This is a genomic window from Nonomuraea sp. NPDC050790 (genome assembly GCF_044456745.1).
GTDB lineage: Bacteria > Actinomycetota > Actinomycetes > Streptosporangiales > Streptosporangiaceae > Nonomuraea.
The window spans coordinates 94763-113062 of record NZ_JBITGF010000004.1 but is presented as its reverse complement, the minus strand read 5'-3'; the positions used below and the strand labels follow the sequence as shown (position 1 = coordinate 113062).

Below are 18300 nucleotides of genomic sequence, written 5' to 3'. Positions count from 1 at the left end.
GCGTCACTCGGAGAAGTCGGCGGCGCTCAGGCGGCGCCTGTTCACCTCCAGGCGCAGGACGTCAGGCCGGTTGTAGTGGCCCGCCGGGTCGAACGACTGGCGTTCCCCGCGTACGACGGCGGGGTCGATGTCGGCGGTGACCAGGCGTTCCTCGCCGGAGACCGGCTCGACGAGCCATTCGCCGTCGGGCCCGGCGATCGCCGAGCCGCCGTCGGCGCGCGGGCCGAGGTCCTTGAGCGCCTCGTAAAAGGGGAAGTCGGCGGGGACGTCGGCGTAGGAGAACAGGGCACCGGCGGCCAGCGAGTAGACGCGGCCCTCGCGGGCGACGAAGCGGGTGATGTCCCTGGTCAGGTTCGCGGACCCGGGCCAGACGGAGACGTGCAGGTCGATGCCCTGGGCGTAGAGGGCCTGGCGGGCGGTGGGCATCCAGTTCTCCCAGCAGTTGAGGCCGCTGACCCTGATGTCCTTGTACGCGTGCGCGCGCAGCCCGTGCCCGTCGCCGATGCCCCACACGAGGCGTTCCTCGAAGGTGGGCATGAGCTTGCGATGGGCGGAGACGACGCCGTGCTCGGGCGAGACGGCGACCAGCGTGCAGTAGACGGTGCCGCCGACGCGCTCGGTGATGCCGAGATAGGTGAAGACGCCGAGGTCGCGCACGGCCTCGGTGATCGTGGCCAGCTCGGGCCCGCCCAGTTCGACGGCGGCGTCCAGGTAGTAGGCGTAGGCCCGCTTCTGGTCGGGGTTGCCGAACTCCGCGCCGTTGGTCTTCTCCACCCAGAACGGGTAGCCGGACAGGAACGTCTCGGGGAAGGCGACCAGGTCGATATCGCCGGCGCCGGCCTGCTTGAGGATGTCGAGGACCTTGGCGGTCCCGGCCTGGGGATCGAGCCAGGGGCAGCGGGCCTGGGCGGCGGCGATTCGCATGGCGTGATCCTATAGCTCCTGATACGCTACCCAAGCGAGCGCTTGGTTCACCGTGAGGGGCTGACGCATGAGGTTCTCGACCTTCCACCTTTTCCACCGGTTCGACGGCCAGAGCTTCAAGGACGTCTACGACTACCACCTGGAGCTCATCGAACTGGCCGAGGAACTGGGCTTCGACGGGGTACGGCTGGCCGAGCACCACTTCCGCGACTACGGGGTCGTGCCCAACCTGTTCACGCTGCTCGCCCACGCCGCCGCCCGTACCACGCGGATCAGGCTCGGCACCGGCATCGTCGTGCTGCCGCTGCACAACCCGATCCACGTGGCCGAGGAGGCCGCGCTCGTGGACGTGCTCTCCGGCGGCCGGCTCGACCTGGGCATCGGGCGCGGGTACCAGAGCTTCGAGTTCGAGGGGTTCGGCATCGACCTGGCCGAGGCGCGCGACCGCTTCAACGAGGCGCTGGAGGTCGTGCTCGGCCTCTGGACCTCCGGCGAGTTCCGGCACGAGGGCAAGTTCTACAAGACCGGCGCCGAGGTCTCGCTCACCCCGCGCCCGCTGCAGAGCCCGCACCCGCCCATCCACGTCGCCGCCGTCTCCCCCGAGACCGTGACCATGTACGCCGAGCGCGGGCTGCCCATCCTGGCCGACCCCGCCGCCACGTTCAGGAAGGTCGTCGGCGCGGCCGAGCGCTGGCGCGAGAGCGCCCGCCAGGCCGGGCACGCCGGGGACGCCGACCTGGTGGTGGCGCGCAGCGTCTACGTCGCGCCGACGGTCGAGCAGGCCCGCGCCGACCAGGCCCGCTTCGAGGCCGCCTTCGACCGCTCGCGCATCTTCAACGAGAAGAGCGCGCCGATCGACCCCAAGACCGGCAAGGCCGCCCAGGGCTTCGAGTACTACCAGGACCGCTACCTCAAGGGCGGCGAGGTCTCCAACGACTTCCGCTGGGAGCAACTGGAGGTGATCGGCGACCCGGCCAGGGTGATCGAGCAGATCACGCTGCTGCGCGAGGCCGGTTTCTCGAACCTGCTGTGCGACTTCGGCAGCACCCGGCCGCTGCCGCTGGCGGAGATGAAGCAGGTGATGCGGTTCTTCGCCGCCGAGGTCATGCCCGCCTTTCGCTGATTTTTCATGATGTACGGCTCGCCAGCCGTACCGGATCACCGGCGCTACGCGAGCCTCACCCCCCACCAGGAGGCGCGATGATCCACAACCTGACCCTCTCCGACGTCCTGTCCGAGCACGCGCGCAGCCGCCCGTCGACCACCGCGGTCGTGGACGGCGAGATGCGCCTCACCTACCCGAGGCTGGACGCGCGGGTGTCCCGGCTGGCCGGCGCCCTGGCCGGGCGCGGAGTGACGGCCGGGGACCGGGTGCTGTGGCTGGGGCAGAACTCGCACGCCATCCTGGAACTGCTCCTGGCCTGCTCCCGCCTCGGCGCCGTCTTCTGCCCGGCCAACTGGCGGCAGTCGGCCGACGAACTGCGCTTCGTCCTGTCCGACCTGACGCCGAGCGTCGTGGTCTGGGAGCACTCCGACACGACCGCCGCTCTGGTGCCGGAACCGGCGGATTCGTGGGTGCGGGCGGGTGAGGAGTACGAGGAGTTCCTGGCCTCGGCGGAACCGCGCGACTTCCCGCCGGTCGAGGACACCGCGCCGGTGCTGGCCCTGTACACGGCGGCCTTCGACGGGCGGCCCAACGCCGCGTTGCTGAGCAGCGCCGCGCTGGTGGCGCACAGCGCGTCCCTGCTCGTGGTGCGCCAGATGGAGCCCGGCTTCACCTTCCTGGACAACGGGCCGCTCTTCCACGTGGGCACGATGATGTTCTGCCTGGCCACGCTGCAGATCGGGGGCACGAACGTGTTCATGCCCGCCTTCGACGCCGAGGAGCTGTGCCGGCTGGTCGACGCGGAGAAGGTCACGCAGGCGTTCCTGTTCGGGCAGATGATCGACGCGGTGGTGGCCGCGAACGCGGGCGGCAAGTACGACCTGTCGTCGCTGCGCTTCATCTCGCACTCGGCCGAGTGGGACGAGATGACCACCGTGGACGACTCGCCGTGGTGCCGCTCCAAGATGGGCGGGTACGGGCAGACCGAGGTGGGCGGCATGCTGACGTTCCTGGGGCTGGCGCCGGGCGCGGCGGGCTTCGCGGGGCGGCCGTCGCCGCTGGTGCAGGTCCGCATCCTGGCGCCGGACGGTACGGAACTGCCGCCGGGTGAGGTGGGCGAGATCTGCGCCCGGGGCAAGAGCCTCTTTTCCGGATATTTCGCCCGACCGGAGCTTAATGCCGCCAAATCCGCCTATGGCTGGCACCACACCGGCGACCTCGGCCGCCGCGAACCCGACGGCACCATCACCTTCGTCGGCCCCAAGCTCCGGATGATCAAGTCAGGGGCCGAGAACATCTACCCCGCCGAGGTCGAACGCGCCCTCAAGACCCACCCCGCCGTGGCCGACGCGGCGGTGATCGGGGTACCGGACGAGCGCTGGCACCAGGCGGTGAAGGCCATCGTGGTGGTACGCCCCGGCGAAACCCCCACCTCCGAGGCCCTGATCGACCACGTAAGAACCACACTGGCGCCCTACAAGCGCCCCAGGGACGTGGTCTTCACCGAGACCATCCCGAAAAAGGGCTATACCCCCGACTACGACACCCTCGACCAGACCCACGGCGGCGGCAACTACCCGGGCACCTAACCCCCCACTCCCGTCGGTTTGCCATGGCCCCACGTGCCAAGACCCAAGGCCCAAGCCGGCGGCGCGTGGGGAAGGGCTAGGGGGTCAGGGGGAGGCCGGTGGCCAGGTGGGCGAGGGCGCGGTCCAGTTCGGCGGGGCCGTTCATGCCGGGGTCCTTGGCCCAGTCGAACCAGACGTTCATGACCACGCCCACGATCGCGCCCGTCACGTTGCGGATCTCCGGGTCGTCGGCCGGACGCCCGGCCCGCTCCGCCAGCACCTCCTGGACCGTCCTGAGTGCCATGGACACGTTCTCCAGGCTGGCCGCCCACAGCTCGGGCACGGTCAGCATGAGCTTCTCGCGTTCCAGCCCCTCGCTGATCTCCTCCGCGCTCTGGGCGGCGAAGATGTCGCGCATGGCCAGCCGCATCGCCTCGACCGGGTGAAGGTCGCGCGGCAGCGCGTTCAGCACCTCCACGAACGGCGGGAACTGGTCGAGCAGCACCAGGTCCTCCTTCGTGGCGAAGTAGCGGAAGACCGTGCTGGGCGCGACCTCGGCGGCCTCGGCGACCTGCTCGATGGTGGTGGCCGCGTACCCCTGCTCACGGAACAGGCGTAGCGCCTCCTTCTGGATCAAGGCCCGCGTCCTGGCCTTCTTGCGCTCACGGAGCCCGCTCATGATCCCCATTCTGCCTCCTTTCGACGCCGCATCCAAAGTGGTGGTCAACTTTGAAATGAGAGTCTACTGTCAAAATATGAGATTCCCTGAGACGTTCACGAACCGCCCCGAGCTGCCCATGACCCGGGTGACGTCCCACGACGGCCATCCCGGCTGGCTGGTCACCCGGCACGCCACCGTCCGCCAGGTGCTCACCGACCCCCGCTTCAGCGCCCGCCAGGAGCTCAAGCGCCCGATGTTCGTCCCGGTACGGCTCAGCGGCGCCCGCCGGCCCGCCGCGCCCGGCTGGTTCTCCGGCATGGACGCCCCCGAGCACACCCGCTACCGCCGCCACCTGCACACCTGGTTCACCGCCCGCAACCTCAAGAAGCTGGAGCCACGGGTCACCGCGATCGCCCGCGAGCTCGTGGACGGCATGGACGACCCCGCCGACCTGGTCCGCGACTACGCGCTGCCGATCCCGTCCCGGGTGATCTGCGAGATCCTCGGCGTGCCGTACGCCGACCACGAGTTCTTCGAGACGCAGACCACGCGCATCCTCGACCGCGACCCCGAGGTCGCCCACGCGGCCGTCGCCGCGCTCCTGGCCTACATGCGCGAGCTGGTCGAGGCGGGGCCCGAGGGCGGCGTGCTGGCCGAGCTGATCGCGAACGGCAGCGGCCTCGGCCCCGAGGAGCTGGCCAACATCGGGCTCGGGCTGCTGACCGCCGGGCACGAGACGACCGCGCACATGATCTCGCTCGGCGTGCTCGCGCTGCTGGAGCACCCGGACCAGCTCGCCGCGCTCGCGGCCGACGAGGGTCTGATGGGCTCGGCGGTCGAGGAGCTGCTGCGCTACCTGTCGATCCTGCACCTGGCCGCCCCCAGCAGGGCCGCGCTGGAGGACGTGGAGCTGGACGGCGTCCGGGTCAGGGCCGGCGAGACGGTGACGCTCAGCCTGCCGGCCGCCAACCGCGACCCGGAGGTGTTCGCCGATCCGGACCGGCTCGACCTGTCGCGCGCCGAAGCAGGCGAGAACCTGGCCTTCGGCCACGGCGCCCACCTCTGCCTCGGCCACAACCTGGCCAGGATGGAGATGGCCGTGGCCTACCGCGAGCTGTTCGCCAGGCGGCCCGGCCTGCGGCTGGCCGTACCCGCTCATGAGGTCGAGCTGCGCGCGGACACGATCGTGTTCGGCGCGATCAGCCTCCCCGTGACCTGGGGCTAGAGGATCGCGAGCGGGTTGAGCGGGCTCGCCGTGCCGCCGCGCAGCCGCAACGGCGCCGCCACGAACACGAAGTCGGTACGGCCGGCCGCCGCGAGCTCCTCCAGCCAGAGCATCTCGGCCAGATGGATGCCGTGGCGGTGCAGAAGGATCAGGTGGAGGTCGTCCTCCAGCCCCTCGTCGGCGAGCTGGACGGCGTTCAGCCCGCCGACGGCGGCGTTGTCGGCGGCCACCACGGCCACGTCCCGCTCGGCCAGCCACCGCCCGGCGTCGGCCGACAGCCCGGGCTGGCCCGACCAGTACTCCTCGGGCGAGCGCTCCCACACCAGCGGCCAGCCGGTACGGATCACCGCCACGTCACCGGGCCCGACGTCGGCGACGGCCGCCAGCTCCGCCGCCGAGATCCGGTGGGCGGCGGGCAGGTGGTCCACGCCCAGGTGGCGTGGCACGTCGAAGAGCACGCCCCTGGCCACCACCCCGCCCACCTGGTCGATCCCGCACTTCTTGGCCCCGTAGGAGCGCACCTCGCCGGCCGGGTGCCCGTTGTACAGCTCGTCCCCCGCCCACATGTGGCACAGCGCGTCCATGTGGGTGGTGGTGCCGTGCGGGGAGACGATCAGCGCGTCGTCGGCCATGCGCAGCCCCGCGCCGACCGGCCGGGCGCCGGCGGCGAAGTCGGCGCCGTCGATCGACATGTAGTGCTGGGGCAGCGGCCGTCCGCGCAGGTGGGGGCCGTTGCGCCCGATCGGCGTGGACAGGCTGACCACCTGGCCGGTGACGGCGGCGCGCAGCGCGCTCAGGACGGCGGGGCCGTTCAGGAGGTTCAGGGTGCCACGCTGGTCGGCTGGGCCGAAGCGGCCCCAGTTGTTAGGCTCGGGAACCAAGTAAGCGCTTCCTTTCATGCGGAGGTCCGATGCACTGCGATCCCCGGTTCTCGCGGGTGCGCGAGGTGTTCGAGCGGCAGTTCGCCGACGGCGAGGAACTCGGGGCGGCCTTCGCCGTCTACCTCGACGGCGAGCTGGTCGTGGACCTGTGGGGCGGCGTCGCCGACCGCCACACGGGCCGTGTGTGGGAGGCGGACACGCCCGTCTTCGCGTACTCCTGCACCAAGGCGCTGACCGCCACCGTCGCCCTGAGCGTGATCGACGACGTGAGCGCGCCCGTGACCCGCTTCTGGCCGGAGTTCGCCACGCCGGAGACGACCGTGGAGCACCTGCTCACGCACCAGGCGGGGCTGCCGGTGGTCGAGGACCCGGTCCCGGTGGAGTCCTTCGAGGACCTGCCCGCCATCGCCGCCCGCCTCGCCCGCCAGCGGCCCCTCTGGAAGCCCGGCACCGCCCACGGCTACCACGCGCTGACCTACGGCTTCCTGGTCGGCGAGGTGGTGCGCCGGGTGAGCGGGGCGTCGATCGGCTCGCTGGTGTCCGCGCGGATCGCCGGGCCGCACGCCCTGGACCTCTGGGTGGGCGCCCCCGACGAGGTGATCGACCGCGCCGCCCGCCTCACCACCCGCCCCCCATCCGGTACGGCTCCCGCCCAAACCACGCGAAACGCTCAGGAGATCCAGAAGGCCCAGGCCGCCCAGAAGACCCAGGCGACACAAAAGGCCCAAGCAACACAAAAGGCCCAGGCGGCGCAAAAGGCCCAGGCTGCCGCGATGCCCGCCGACACCCCCGCGGCGCGGGCCGCCCTCGACCCGGACAGCCTCATGAACCGCGCCCTCGGCAACCCCGCGATGAACCTGCTCAAAGGCGGCGCCAACCACCCCGTCATCCTGCGCGCCGGCTGGCCGGGAGCGGGCGTCGTCACCACCGCCAGGGGCCTGGCCGGCTTCTACCAGGCCCTGATCGCCGGCGACCTCCTCCCCCAGGACCGCCTGAAGGACGCGCTGCGCCGCCGCGTGGACGGCCAGGACCGGGTGCTGCTCATGGACAGCTCGTTCGGCCTCGGGTTCTCCCGCCCGTCGACGACCTTCCTCACCCCGCCCAAGGCGGTGGAGGCGTTCGGCCACGGCGGGCTCGGCGGCTCCCTGGGCCTCGGCGACCCGGCCCGCGGCCTGGCCCTGGCCTACGTCATGAACCGCCTGGCCGGCAGCATGACCGGGAGCCTGCGCGCGTACCGGCTGGCCGAGGCCGTCTACGCCTCCCTCTGACCGGCTCACTGCATGGTGATGCCGCCGCTCACCGACAGCGTCTGCCCGGTGATGTAGGCGGCCCGTTCCGTGCAGAGGTAGGCGACCAGCCCGGCCACGTCCGCCGGTTCGCCGAGGCGGCGCAGCGGGATGCTCTTGGCGATCTTGTCGACCAGGCCGGGCTTCTCCTCCGCGATACGGCGCAGCATCGGGGTGTCGGTCGGCCCCGGGCAGACCACGTTGGAGGTGACGTTGCCCCGCGCCGCCTCCCTGGCCAGCGTCTTGGCCAGGCCGAACAGCCCCGCCTTGGTGGCCGCGTACGCGCCCTCCCCGCCGGAGCCGGCCCGCGCGCCGTCCGAGGAGACGAACACCAGCCGCCCCCACTCCCGCTCCAGCATCCCCGGCAGCAGCAGCTTGGTGAGCAGCATGGGCGCGCGCAGGTTGACCAGCCACATGAGGTCCCAGGTGGCGGGATCGCTGTCCACGAACGGCTCCACGATCGACACCCCGGCGTTGTGCACGAGGATGTCCACCGCTCCCACGCCCGCGCAGAACTCCTCGACGGAGGCCGCGTCGGACAGGTCCACCCGCCGCGCCTCGGCCCGCCCCGGCCCCTCCGACCAGGCGGTGCCGCCGGAGTCCACGACCCACGGGAACGTGTGCGCCAGCGCCGCCGCCACCTTGTCGGCCGCCTCCTGCTGGACGTCGGCCACGACCACGTGCGCGCCGAGCGACACGAGGTCGGCGCAGATCGCGGAGCCGATGGCCCCGGCCCCGCCGGTCACCACCGCCCGCCGCCCGTCCAGCCGCAGTCCTTCCATCTCCCTCACCTCTCCCGCTCAGGAGCACCGCCCCACGCCGTCAGGAGCACCGCCCCACGCCGCGACGAGGTCCGCGGCGCTCACGCGGGTGGCCAGCAGTCCCAGTGTGTGCTTCAGTACGGCTGCCGCATAGTCGTCGGGCACCCCCGCCACCGCGTCCCTGACCACGTCCACGCGGTAGCCGAGGTTGACCGCCTCCAGCGCCAGGCCGGGGATGCCGAGGTTGAGCGAGACGCCGGTGGCCACGACGGCGGTGACGCCGAGGGAGCGCAGCGTCATGTCCAGCGAGGTGCCGGTGAACGGGGAGAAGCCGTGGTAGCGCCGGTTCTCCAGGTCGCCGGGCGCCTTCAGGCCGTCGAGGACCTCCACGGCGGGGGTGCCCTCCAGCATGTGGCCGGGGTCGCGCAGCAGCCCGGCGATGAACGGACAGTTGGCGGTGTGCGAGCCGGCCCGGTCGGCGCGGAACGCGGCGGTGCAGTGGATGACGGGTATCCCGGCGGCCCGTGCGGCGTCCAGGACGGCCGCGGTGTTGGCCACGACGTCGTGCTTGTCGCAGGCGGCCACCAGTTCAGGAAATTTCGTGAGATCGCCGATGACTCCGCGCTGCATCTCCATCACGAGCACCGCCGTACCGCCCACCCAGTCCTCCAGCCAAGCGCTTGCTTGCCCAGCAGCCTAGCACCACGTCACTGCCGCGGCAGCGTGGACGACGGGGCGTCCTCGTCGCCCACCACGCGCTTGATCGCCACCCACAGACCGTAGGGATGCCCGCGCACCGGCAGCGGCCCCGCGCCCGGGTCCTTCCGCAGCTCCTTCACCAGGGCCAGGCACATCAGCAGCATGACGATCACGAAGGGCAGCGCGATGATGATCGTGGCCTGCTGCAGCCCGGTCAGGCCGCCGGAGATGAGCAGGACCACCGCGATCGACCCGATCAGCACGCCCCACACGATCACCAGCGGGCGGGGCGGATGCAGGGACCCGCGCGTCGACAGCGAGCCGAGCACGAGGGAGGCCGAGTCGGCGCCGCTGACGAAGTAGAGGGCGATGAGCACCACGGCCACGACGGTGGTGACGGCGGCCAGCGGCAGGTTGTTCAGCAGGGCGAACAGCCCTGCCTCCGCGCCCTTGGCGATCGCGGGGGCGAAGTCGGCCGTCCCCGCGCGCTGCATCGTCAGCGCGCTGCCGCCGCTCACGCAGAACCAGATCACGCTGACCGCGCTGGGCACCAGCATGACGCCGATGATGAACTCGCGGATCGTGCGCCCGCGCGAGATACGCGCGATGAACGCCCCCACGAACGGCGCCCACGACAGCCACCACGCCCAGTAGAAGATCGTCCAGGTGCCGAGCCACTCCTTGCCGATGAACGCGCCGGTCCGCGTGGACATGGCGATCAGGTCGGTCAGGTAGCCGCCGACGGAGGCGGGCACCAGGTCGAGGATGGCGACCGTGGGGCCGAAGACGAAGATGACGAGGGCCAGGGCCAGCGCCAGGTACACGTTCACCGTGCTGAGCCACTGCACGCCCCCGTGGACGCCGGTCGCGGCCGAGATCACGAAGCACAGGGTCAGCACGATGATGATGATCACCTCGGCGCGCCGGCCGCTGAAGTCGAAGAGCTCGTTGAGCCCGTACTCGACCTGGAGCGCGCCGAGCCCGAGGCTGGTGGCGGTGCCGAAGACCGTGGCGAGGATGGCCAGCAGGTCCAGGACCCGGCCGATGCCCTTGCGCCGCCCGAACAACGGCTCGAACGCGGCGCTGAACTGGTTGCCGCGCCCCTTGCGGAACGTCGAGTACGCCAGCGCGAGCCCGGTGATCGCGTAGATGGCCCAGGGATGCAGGGTCCAGTGGAACAGCGTGTACTCCATGGCCGTGCGCGCGGCGTCCGCGGTGCCGGTCTCGACGCCGAGTCCGGGCGGCGGCTTGAAGTAATGGGTCAGCGGCTCGGCGACGCCGTAGAACATCAGGCCGATGCCCATCCCGGCGGCGAACATCATCGCCATCCAGGCCAGCGTGGTGAACTCCGGGGTGTCGTCGTCGCGGCCGAGCCGTATCTTGCCGTAGCGGCTGACGGCCAGTGCGAGGGCGAGCAGCAGGAAGAAGTCGGCGGCCACCACGAACACCCAGCCACAGTTGGCCAGCACCCAGCCCAGGGCGGTCTCGCCGACGGCGTTCAGGGACCCGGCGGAGACGGCGCCCCACATCACGACGCCGAGCAGCAGGACCACGGCGATCACGAACAGCGGGACATCAGGCTTGTGCGCTCTCATTACGCAGCGTCATACCCCAATGACGGAGGGCGAAATATCGCGTCGCGTGACAACCGGAACGGTGGGTGAGACCGTCGAACCGGAGACGGCAGTGTTATGGGGGTTCGTTTTGGTCCCTGGTTACCGCGAAGTTCGCCAGCTCGGCGCCGGCCGCACCGGCCGTGTGTTCCTCGCCACCTACCAGGCCACCGGCGCCTATGTGGCGATCAAATACCTGAACGCCACCCTGCGCAGGGACGACGAGTTCATGGCCCGCTTCCGCGCGGAGTCCCCCAGGCTCGTCGAGATCGACGATCCGAACGTGGTCACGTTCTACGAGTACGTGGAGACTGCCACCAGGGCCGCCGTGGTCATGGAGGTGGTCGACGGCGTCTCGTTGCGCGCGCTGCTGACCGAGCACGGCCGCACCAGCCCGGAGGCGGCGCTCGTGCTGCTCAAGGGCATCCTGCTGGGGCTGGCCGCGGCCCACGAGAAGGGCGTGGCGCACCGGGACGTCAAGCCGGAGAACGTGCTCGTCCAGGCCGACGGCGTCGGCAAGCTGGCCGACTTCGGCGTCGTGGTGCACGCCGAGGAGCCCGGCGTGCCGGCGGGCAGCCCGCCGTACATGTCGCCCGAACTCTGGACCCACGGTACGGCCGGCATCCCCGCCGACCTGTACGCCGCGGCCTGCGTGCTGTTCGAGAGCGTGAAGGGCAGGCCGCCCTTCAGGGCCGACGACCTCGCGGCCCTGCGCGACAAGCACCTGGTGGAGCCGGTGCCGGTGGAGGTCGTCCCCGACACGCTGCGCGACCTGCTGCGGCGTGGGCTGGCCAAGGACCCGGCGGTGCGCTACGCCTCGGCCAGGCAGTTCGCGGCGGAGCTGGAGGAGGACGCGGTCGCCGGCTACGGGCCCGACTGGGAGCAGCGGGGCCGCCGCCACCTGGCGGAGCTGGCCACACTGCTGGCGCTGCGCTTCCCGCTGGCCAAGCCCGACGCGGACGCCTCGCCCTCCGGCGCGCCCGAGGTGCGGCGCGAGCGCCGCAAGGTGAGCCTGCCCCGGCTGCCTCCGCACCTGTGGGTGGCGGGCGGCGCGGTGGCCGCCGTGCTGATCGGGCTCGTCGTGTCGGGCGGACGGCTGCCGCCGGGGCCCGGCATGCTGCTCGTGCCTCCCGACGAGGCCCCGCAGGGCGTGGCCCAGAGCCCCGCGACCTCCGCGAAACGGACCGGCCCCACCCGCTCCACTCCCCCGGCCTCCCCGAGAACCTCGCCGACCGGCCGCCCCGCGCGCACCGCCACCCGGAGCGTCAGCCCGCCCGGCGTGCCGACCGACGCGCCGCCACCCACCCCGCCCGCCTCCTCGGCCCCGCCGATGCCGACGGCCGTCCCGACCCCCACGCCGACCGGCCGCGGCGCGCCCGGCACCGCGGTGCGCTCGGCCAGCATCATGGGCTGGAGCGGTTCGGCCGGCGCGGTGCGGGTCGCGGCCTCGGGAGCAGGTCCGGTCCGCCTCACGGTCTCCTACACGCGGCGCGAGGACGGCGAGGGCTCGCGCGTCGTGCACAAGGAGACGACGACGCTCAGCGGCCAGACCTCCTACACCTCGGGCTTCACCCGCGACCTCGGCGACGTGGAGTGCGGCAGGCGGGCGTACTTCGGCGTGGTGATCCTGACGACGCCGGCCGCGGCCAACGGGCCGCAGGTGAGCGAGGTCGCGATGGACGGCCCGTCCTGCCCGTCGCCCTCGCCGTCGTCCTCGTCGCCTTCGTCCTCGCCTTCGCGTGGCGCGGCGGCGCCGCCGTCCGACTCGCCCTCGGACTCGCCCTCGGAGTCGTCGTCCGAGTCGCCGTCCGGCTCTCCACCGGCCTCCGCGCCGCCCTCGGAGACCCTTGTTGACTAACCAAGCGTGCGCTAGCTTGGCAAGCGATGAAGCCTGCCACCGTCTGCACGTTCACCGTGGTGTACCGCTCGTTCGTGCCCGAGTTCCGGGGGCGCGAGCCGTACGTGCTGGCCTGGGTTGACCTGCCGGACGGGACCCGCGCGTTCGGCCAGGTGATCGCCTGTCCGCCCGGCGACGTGCGCGTCGGGATGCCCGTCCTGATGACCCTTGTCGACGACCTACCCCAGTGGAGGCCAGCGTGAAGCTCGGCAACGTGTTCATCCCCGTCAAGGACCTCGACGAGGCGATCGCCTTCTACGGGCTGCCGGTGAAGTTCCGCGACGGCGACCGCTTCGCCGCCCTCGACGCCGGCGGGGTCACGCTGGCGCTCGCCGCCCCCGCCGAGCACGTCACCGACGCCTGCGCGCCGTCCTACAAGGTCGACGACGTACGGCGGGCCGTACCGGATCTGGAGGCCCGCGGCGCCACCGTCCTGGCGCCGCCCGAGGACGGCCCCCACGAGACCAGGGCGGTCCTGCGCGACCCCTCGGGCAACGTCTTCGTGCTGTACACGTCCCGCTGAACCGGAGGCCACCCCTCATGGCGCGATCACCCTACGGAAACTACGGCCACGCGATCCTGACCGCCGGCGCGCTGCGCACCCCCGACCGGGTCGCGCTCACCTACTGCGGCGAGCGGAGCTTCACCTACGACCGGCTCAACCGGATCGTCAACCGCCGCGCCCACGCCCTGCTCGCCGCCGGCGTCGAGCCCGGCCGGCGGGTCGCGGCGCTGCTCAACGAGACGCTCCAGGTGGCCGAGGTCTACCTCGCCCAGGCCAAGATCGGCGCGATCACCGCCGCGCTCAACCCCTACTGGCCCGTCGAGACCCTCCAGGCCGTGGTGGAGCGCTCCGGCTGCACCGCCTTCGTCTACGACTCCACGGTCGAGGAGGTCGTCGAGCGGATCCGTCCGAACCTGCCCGCCGTCACCACGTGGATCAGGGCCGCCGACCTCCAGCACGACGACGAGAGCGAGCCCCCGCTCGGCGGCCACCACGACGACCCGCTCGCGCTCTACTACACCTCGGGCACCACCGGCCTGCCCAAGGCGGTCGTCCACACGCACGCCTCGTCGCTGGCCACCGCCCAGATCTGGCTCGACGTGCCGCGCGCTGAGGACTCGGTCTTCGGCACCGGCGCGATCATCTGGGGCATCGGCTTCCCCGCGATCGTCGGCCCGGCCCTGTACGCGGGCATGCGCCTCGTCCTCGAACAGGACTGGGGCCCGGCCAACTTCCTCAAGGTCGTCCCCCGGGAGAAGGTCACCCACGTCTCCCAGATCCCCTCCTTCTACGCCGCGCTGCTCGGCGGCGACGACCACGCCGGGGTCGACCTGTCGTCGCTGCGGGTGATCATGCTGGGCGGCGAGCCGCTGACCGCGCCCATGCTCCAGAAGATCAAGGAACGCCTGCCGGACGCCGGGGTCTACTCCTACTACGGCCAGACCGAGGCCCCGTACACCTGCATGGGCCGCGTGGACGACGGCTCCACCCCGCTCGGCGCCTCCGGCCGCGCCCGCACCGGCAACGCCGTACGGATCACCGGGCCCACCGGCGAGCGGCTCGTGGGCCAGACCGGCGAGATCAACCTGGCCGGGCCGCATCGCATGGCCGGATACGACGGCGAACCGGGCCAGACGGCGGCGGTGCTGCGCGGCGAGTGGTACGTGGGCGGCGACCTCGGCTCCCTGTCCCCCGACGGCGTGCTGCAGGTGCTCGGGCGGCGCGAGGACGCGATCCTGAAGTCCGGCCGGTGGACCCAGCCCGCCACCGTCGAGGAGGCCGCCGCCGCGCTCGACGGGGTCGCGGAGGCCGGGGCGGTCGGCGTTCCCGAGGGGGCCGCCGAGCAGCGCGTGCTGCTCGCGGTCGTGCCCAGGGCCGGCCACTCGCTGGACGCGGGGAAGATCGCGCTCTCCCTGGCCGACACGCTCGAACCGCACCAGCGGCCGGACACGATCGTGGTCACCGACGCGCTGCCGCACTTCCAGGACGCCTCGGGCGGGCCCGGCAAGCTGCTGCGCCGCGAGATCCGGGAGACCTACGGGCACCTGGTGGAGCACGCTGAGGCGGAGCGCGGTGAAGGAGCCTGACCCCGAGTCCGCCTTCAGCGAGCCGGAGGCCAAGGCCCTGCTGGCGGCGGCCGGGATCGCGGTCCCGAGGGGCGTCGTGGTGCGCGACGGCGACTTCTCCGCCGCCGCCGGGCTGAGCGCGCCCCTGGTGCTGAAAGGCGTCGGCCCGCTGCACAAGTCCGACGTCGGCGCGGTGCGCCTCGGCCTCACCCACGCCGACCTGCCCGCCGCCGCGTCCGCCATGGCCGCCCGCGCCGATCTCGACGCCTACCTCGTCGAGGAGCAGGCCGCGCCGGGCGTCGAGCTCATCGCCGGACTCGTCCACGACCCCGGATTCGGCCCGGTCCTGCTGACGGGCCTCGGCGGCGTCTTCACCGAGGCGCTGCGCGACACCGCCCTGCGCCTGTGCCCGATCACCGAGACCGACGCGCGCCGCATGCTGGCCTCCCTGCGCGGAGCGCCCCTCCTGAACGGCTACCGCGGCGCCCCGCCCGTCGACCTGGACGCGGTGGTCAAGGCGCTGCTGGCGCTGGGCGGAGCCGGGGGCCTGTGGGAGCGGCTGAGCCTGGGCGAGTTCGAGCTGAACCCGCTCATCGCCACCCCCGGCGGCGTCACGGCCGTGGACGCCCGCTACATCCCCGCCCGCAACCCCCTTCCGCCCGCCCGGCCGCGACCCGACTTCCTGCGGCTGTTCGAGCCCAGGGCGGTCGCGGTGGTCGGCGCCTCCACCACCCGGCCGAACTTCGGCAACATGTTCCTGGAGTTCTACCGGGCCGCCGGGACACCGGTCGTGGCCGTCCACCCCACGGCCGCGGAGATCGCCGGGGTGCCCGCCGTGCCGTCGCTGGCGGCGGCCGACGTCGACTACGCGCTCGTGGCGGTGCCCGCCGCACGCTGTCCCGACGTGGTACGGCAGGCGGGGCGCGTGCCGTACGTGCAGGTGATGAGCGGCGGATTCGGCGAGAGCGGCGCGCACGACCTGGAGGCGGAGCTGCTGTCGGCGGCCCGCGCGGCGGGGACGCGGCTGCTCGGGCCCAACTGCATGGGCGTCTACAGCCCGCGCGGCCGTCAGACGTTCGTGGGCGGCGGGCTGGGCGAACCCGGCGGCCTCGCGCTGATCTCCCAGAGCGGCGGGCTGGCGGGGGAGGTCATCAAGGTCGGCGAGGGCCGGGGGCTGCGGTTCAGCCGCGTGGCCACGGTGGGCAACGCGGCCGACGTCACCCCCGCCGAGCTGCTGCGCTGGCTAGCCGACGATCGCGAGACCACGGCCGTGGGGCTGTACCTGGAGGATCCGCGCGCGGGCCGCGCGCTCTTCGAGGCGGTGGCCGCCTGCGCGAAGCCGGTGGTCATGCTCGTCGGCGGGCGCAGCACCCAGGGACGGCGGGCGGCCGCCTCGCACACCGGCGGCCTGGTCGGCGACGGGCGCGTCTGGCAGGCCCTCGCCGACCAGACCGGCGCCACTCTCGTGACCGGCCAGGACGACCTCATCGGCGTCCTGTCCTACTTCCAGTCCCACGCCGACCGGCTCGGCTCCGGCGGCGGGGTGCTCGTGGTGGGGCCGAGCGGCGGGGCCGGCGTGCTCGCGGCGGACGTGCTCGACCGGGCGGGGCTGCGGCTCGATCCGCTGGCCGACGACGTCATCGGCGAACTGCGCGGGCTCGGGGTCGGGGTGGGCAGCTCGCTGGCCAACCCCCTGGAGATCCCGGTCGGGCCGCGTGGACGGGCTGAGCTGGTGCGGGAGGTGGTGGGGGCGATCTTGGGGCGGCAGCCGTACCGGGATGTGGTGGCGCACGTCAACGCGCAGAGCTTCTTCACCTACGGCAGCCGCGCCGAGCCCCTGCTGGAGTACGCGCGGGCGCTGGCCGCGGCGCAGGACGACGTGCGGGCGCGGGTCACGCTGGTCGTGCGGAACGCCGAGTGCGCGCCCTGCGGGGTCGAGGAGCAGGTCAGGGGGATCGTCGCGGCGGCGGGGATCCCGGTCTACCGGTCGATGGAGGCGGCGGCCGTGGCCGTCGCGGCAGGAGGGCGTCATGGGACTGCTTGACGGGAAGGTGGCGCTGATCACCGGCGGCGCACGGGGGATGGGGGCCTCGCACGTGCGCCTGTTCCTGGAGGAGGGGGCGCGGGTGGTCTTCGGCGACGTGCTCGACGACGAGGGCAAGGCGCTCGCCGAGGAGACCGGGGCGGTCTACGTGCGGCACGACGTGACCAGGCCGGCAGAGTGGGCGCGGGCCGCCGCGGCCGCCGTGGAGGCGTACGGGAAGCTGGACGTGCTGGTCAACAACGCCGGGATCCTCAAGTTCCGGCGGATCGCGGACATGGATCCCGAGGAGTTCGACCGGGTGGTCGGCGTCAACCTCAAGGGGACGTGGCTGGGGATCAAGACGGTCATCGAGCCGATGCGGGCGGCGGGGCGCGGGGCGATCGTCAACATCTCCTCGATCGAGGGGTTCATCGGGGCGGCCGGGCTGTCGGCCTACGCGGCCTCGAAGTTCGCCGTCCGCGGGGTGACGAAGTCGGCGGCTCGTGAGCTGGCGCCGTACAAGATCCGCGTCAACTCCGTCCATCCCGGGGCGATCCAGACACCCATGACGCTGGACCCGGACATGATCAACGAGGTGGACGCCGACTCCTTCGTGAAGTCCATGGTCATCAAGCGCTTCGCCAAGCCGGTGGAGGTCTCGCACCTGGTGGCGTTCCTGGCCTCGGACAAGGCGTCCTACTGCACGGGCAGCGAGTTCACCGTCGACGGCGGCCTAACGACCGGCGCCGGCTACTAGGTTCTATTCGGTACGGCGGCGTCTCGTCCTGGTGGCGGCCACCGGATCGACGGCGGTCCAGGTGGCGGCCAGCTCGACCGAACGGGCGCGGCCCGCGTGGATGTGCCGCAGCACCTGGTCGGCGGCGGCGTCGGGATCGTGGGCCGCGATGGCCTCGTACAGTTCGTGGTGCTCGGCACACTGCTGCTCCGGTTCGTACGGCGTGAGCCGGAACAACCACCTCAGCCGAGCCTCCAGCGGCCGCATCATGTCGGCCAGGAGCGCGTTGCCCGACAACGCCACCACCGCGGTGTGGAACGCGGCGTTGGCCAGCGCGATCGCCCGCGCGTCCCGCCGCCGGGTGGCCTCATCCGCCTGATCCAGTACGGCCCGCAGCGCCGCCAGCCCGTTCCCGTCGGCCCGCTGGGCGGCCAGCCGCGCGGCCAGCACCTCCAGGCTCTCCCGCACGTCGAAGAAGTCCGCCACGTCCGCCGGGGTGAACGGACTGACCAGCACTCCCTGCCGCGGCACCAGCACCACCAGCCGCTCCGCCTCCAGCCGCCCGAGCGCCTCCCGCACCGGAACCCTGGAGACCTGCAGCTCGGCGGCCAGATCCCGCTCGATGAGACGCTGCCCGGGGTGCAGATCACCCTCGATGATGCGCTCTTTGAGCGTGGCGTAGACGGTCTGCCTGGCCGTGGACATACCGCAACCCTAAGGTCCTCCCCTCCCCGCCCACCGCCGCATGGGTGGGTCGCCCACCGGCTTACGGGCGGGGTCGCCCACTGCCCTACGGGTGGGGTCGCCCACCGGCTTACGGGTGGGGTCGCCCACCGGCTTACGAGTGGGGT

General features: G+C 72.4%; 17 protein-coding genes. 10 read left to right on the top strand and 7 right to left on the bottom strand.

The window, feature by feature from the left end:
• Nucleotides 1-3 precede the first annotated feature (3 nt).
• A complete protein-coding gene (locus ACIBEJ_RS20920) occupies nucleotides 4-924 on the bottom strand; it encodes a carbon-nitrogen hydrolase family protein (protein ID WP_397184426.1) in 921 nt (306 codons plus the stop codon).
• Between the two features lie 67 nt (nucleotides 925-991).
• On the opposite strand from ACIBEJ_RS20920, the gene ACIBEJ_RS20915 reads away from it, so the two are divergent.
• Nucleotides 992-2047: an LLM class flavin-dependent oxidoreductase gene (locus tag ACIBEJ_RS20915; RefSeq protein WP_397184425.1), complete on the top strand. Its 1056-nt coding sequence runs from the start codon at nucleotides 992-994 to the stop codon at nucleotides 2045-2047.
• A gap of 77 nt (nucleotides 2048-2124) precedes the next feature.
• Nucleotides 2125-3618: an AMP-binding protein gene (locus ACIBEJ_RS20910; RefSeq protein WP_397184424.1), complete on the top strand. Its 1494-nt coding sequence runs from the start codon at nucleotides 2125-2127 to the stop codon at nucleotides 3616-3618.
• Between the two features lie 76 nt (nucleotides 3619-3694).
• Here the strand turns inward: ACIBEJ_RS20910 and ACIBEJ_RS20905 are convergent, their stop codons facing one another.
• Nucleotides 3695-4276, bottom strand: a complete 582-nt coding sequence (locus ACIBEJ_RS20905) for a TetR/AcrR family transcriptional regulator (protein ID WP_397184423.1) — start codon at nucleotides 4274-4276, stop codon at nucleotides 3695-3697.
• 76 nt (nucleotides 4277-4352) lie between these two features.
• Between ACIBEJ_RS20905 and ACIBEJ_RS20900 the strand changes: the two genes are divergently transcribed.
• Entirely contained in the window at nucleotides 4353-5483 is a 1131-nt protein-coding gene (locus ACIBEJ_RS20900; protein ID WP_397184422.1) for a cytochrome P450, read from the top strand.
• Here ACIBEJ_RS20900 and ACIBEJ_RS20895 read toward each other — a convergent pair.
• Entirely contained in the window at nucleotides 5480-6364 is an 885-nt protein-coding gene (locus ACIBEJ_RS20895; protein WP_397184421.1) for a cyclase family protein, read from the bottom strand. The genes ACIBEJ_RS20900 and ACIBEJ_RS20895 overlap by 4 nt on opposite strands.
• A 29-nt stretch (nucleotides 6365-6393) precedes the next feature.
• Between ACIBEJ_RS20895 and ACIBEJ_RS20890 the strand changes: the two genes are divergently transcribed.
• Nucleotides 6394-7632 (top strand): serine hydrolase domain-containing protein, encoded by a 1239-nt coding sequence (locus tag ACIBEJ_RS20890; protein WP_397184420.1) that lies wholly within the window; start codon nucleotides 6394-6396, stop codon nucleotides 7630-7632.
• Nucleotides 7633-7637: 5 nt separating this feature from the next.
• Here ACIBEJ_RS20890 and ACIBEJ_RS20885 read toward each other — a convergent pair whose 3' ends face one another.
• Genes ACIBEJ_RS20885 through ACIBEJ_RS20875 form a run of 3 tightly spaced genes read right to left on the bottom strand, consistent with a single transcriptional unit; the run spans nucleotide 7638 to nucleotide 10705 of the window.
• Entirely contained in the window at nucleotides 7638-8432 is a 795-nt protein-coding gene (locus ACIBEJ_RS20885) for an SDR family NAD(P)-dependent oxidoreductase (RefSeq protein WP_397184419.1), read from the bottom strand.
• Between the two features lie 18 nt (nucleotides 8433-8450).
• The gene (locus ACIBEJ_RS20880) at nucleotides 8451-9071 is read right to left on the bottom strand and encodes an isochorismatase family protein (RefSeq protein WP_397184418.1); all 621 of its coding nucleotides are present in this window, start codon (nucleotides 9069-9071) and stop codon (nucleotides 8451-8453) included.
• A gap of 47 nt (nucleotides 9072-9118) precedes the next feature.
• The gene (locus ACIBEJ_RS20875; RefSeq protein ID WP_397184417.1) at nucleotides 9119-10705 is read right to left on the bottom strand and encodes a BCCT family transporter; all 1587 of its coding nucleotides are present in this window, start codon (nucleotides 10703-10705) and stop codon (nucleotides 9119-9121) included.
• Between the two features lie 109 nt (nucleotides 10706-10814).
• On the opposite strand from ACIBEJ_RS20875, the gene ACIBEJ_RS20870 reads away from it, so the two are divergent.
• Genes ACIBEJ_RS20870 through ACIBEJ_RS20845 form a run of 6 tightly spaced genes read left to right on the top strand, consistent with a single transcriptional unit; the run spans nucleotide 10815 to nucleotide 17470 of the window.
• The gene (locus tag ACIBEJ_RS20870; RefSeq protein WP_397184416.1) at nucleotides 10815-12581 is read left to right on the top strand and encodes a serine/threonine-protein kinase; all 1767 of its coding nucleotides are present in this window, start codon (nucleotides 10815-10817) and stop codon (nucleotides 12579-12581) included.
• A gap of 26 nt (nucleotides 12582-12607) precedes the next feature.
• Nucleotides 12608-12823, top strand: a complete 216-nt coding sequence (locus ACIBEJ_RS20865) for a Zn-ribbon domain-containing OB-fold protein (protein WP_397184415.1) — start codon at nucleotides 12608-12610, stop codon at nucleotides 12821-12823.
• Nucleotides 12820-13143 (top strand): VOC family protein, encoded by a 324-nt coding sequence (locus ACIBEJ_RS20860; RefSeq protein ID WP_397184414.1) that lies wholly within the window; start codon nucleotides 12820-12822, stop codon nucleotides 13141-13143. Before ACIBEJ_RS20865 ends, ACIBEJ_RS20860 begins: the two co-directional genes overlap by 4 nt.
• Before the next feature lie 17 nt (nucleotides 13144-13160).
• Nucleotides 13161-14711: a class I adenylate-forming enzyme family protein gene (locus tag ACIBEJ_RS20855; RefSeq protein WP_397184413.1), complete on the top strand. Its 1551-nt coding sequence runs from the start codon at nucleotides 13161-13163 to the stop codon at nucleotides 14709-14711.
• Nucleotides 14698-16734: an acetate--CoA ligase family protein gene (locus ACIBEJ_RS20850; protein WP_397184412.1), complete on the top strand. Its 2037-nt coding sequence runs from the start codon at nucleotides 14698-14700 to the stop codon at nucleotides 16732-16734. The genes ACIBEJ_RS20855 and ACIBEJ_RS20850 overlap by 14 nt, the downstream gene beginning before the upstream one ends.
• Nucleotides 16721-17470: a glucose 1-dehydrogenase gene (locus ACIBEJ_RS20845; protein ID WP_397184411.1), complete on the top strand. Its 750-nt coding sequence runs from the start codon at nucleotides 16721-16723 to the stop codon at nucleotides 17468-17470. Before ACIBEJ_RS20850 ends, ACIBEJ_RS20845 begins: the two co-directional genes overlap by 14 nt.
• 3 nt (nucleotides 17471-17473) lie before the next feature.
• On the opposite strand, the gene ACIBEJ_RS20840 is transcribed toward ACIBEJ_RS20845, so the two are convergent.
• Nucleotides 17474-18154 (bottom strand): GntR family transcriptional regulator, encoded by a 681-nt coding sequence (locus ACIBEJ_RS20840; RefSeq protein ID WP_397184410.1) that lies wholly within the window; start codon nucleotides 18152-18154, stop codon nucleotides 17474-17476.
• Nucleotides 18155-18300: the final 146 nt, after the last annotated feature.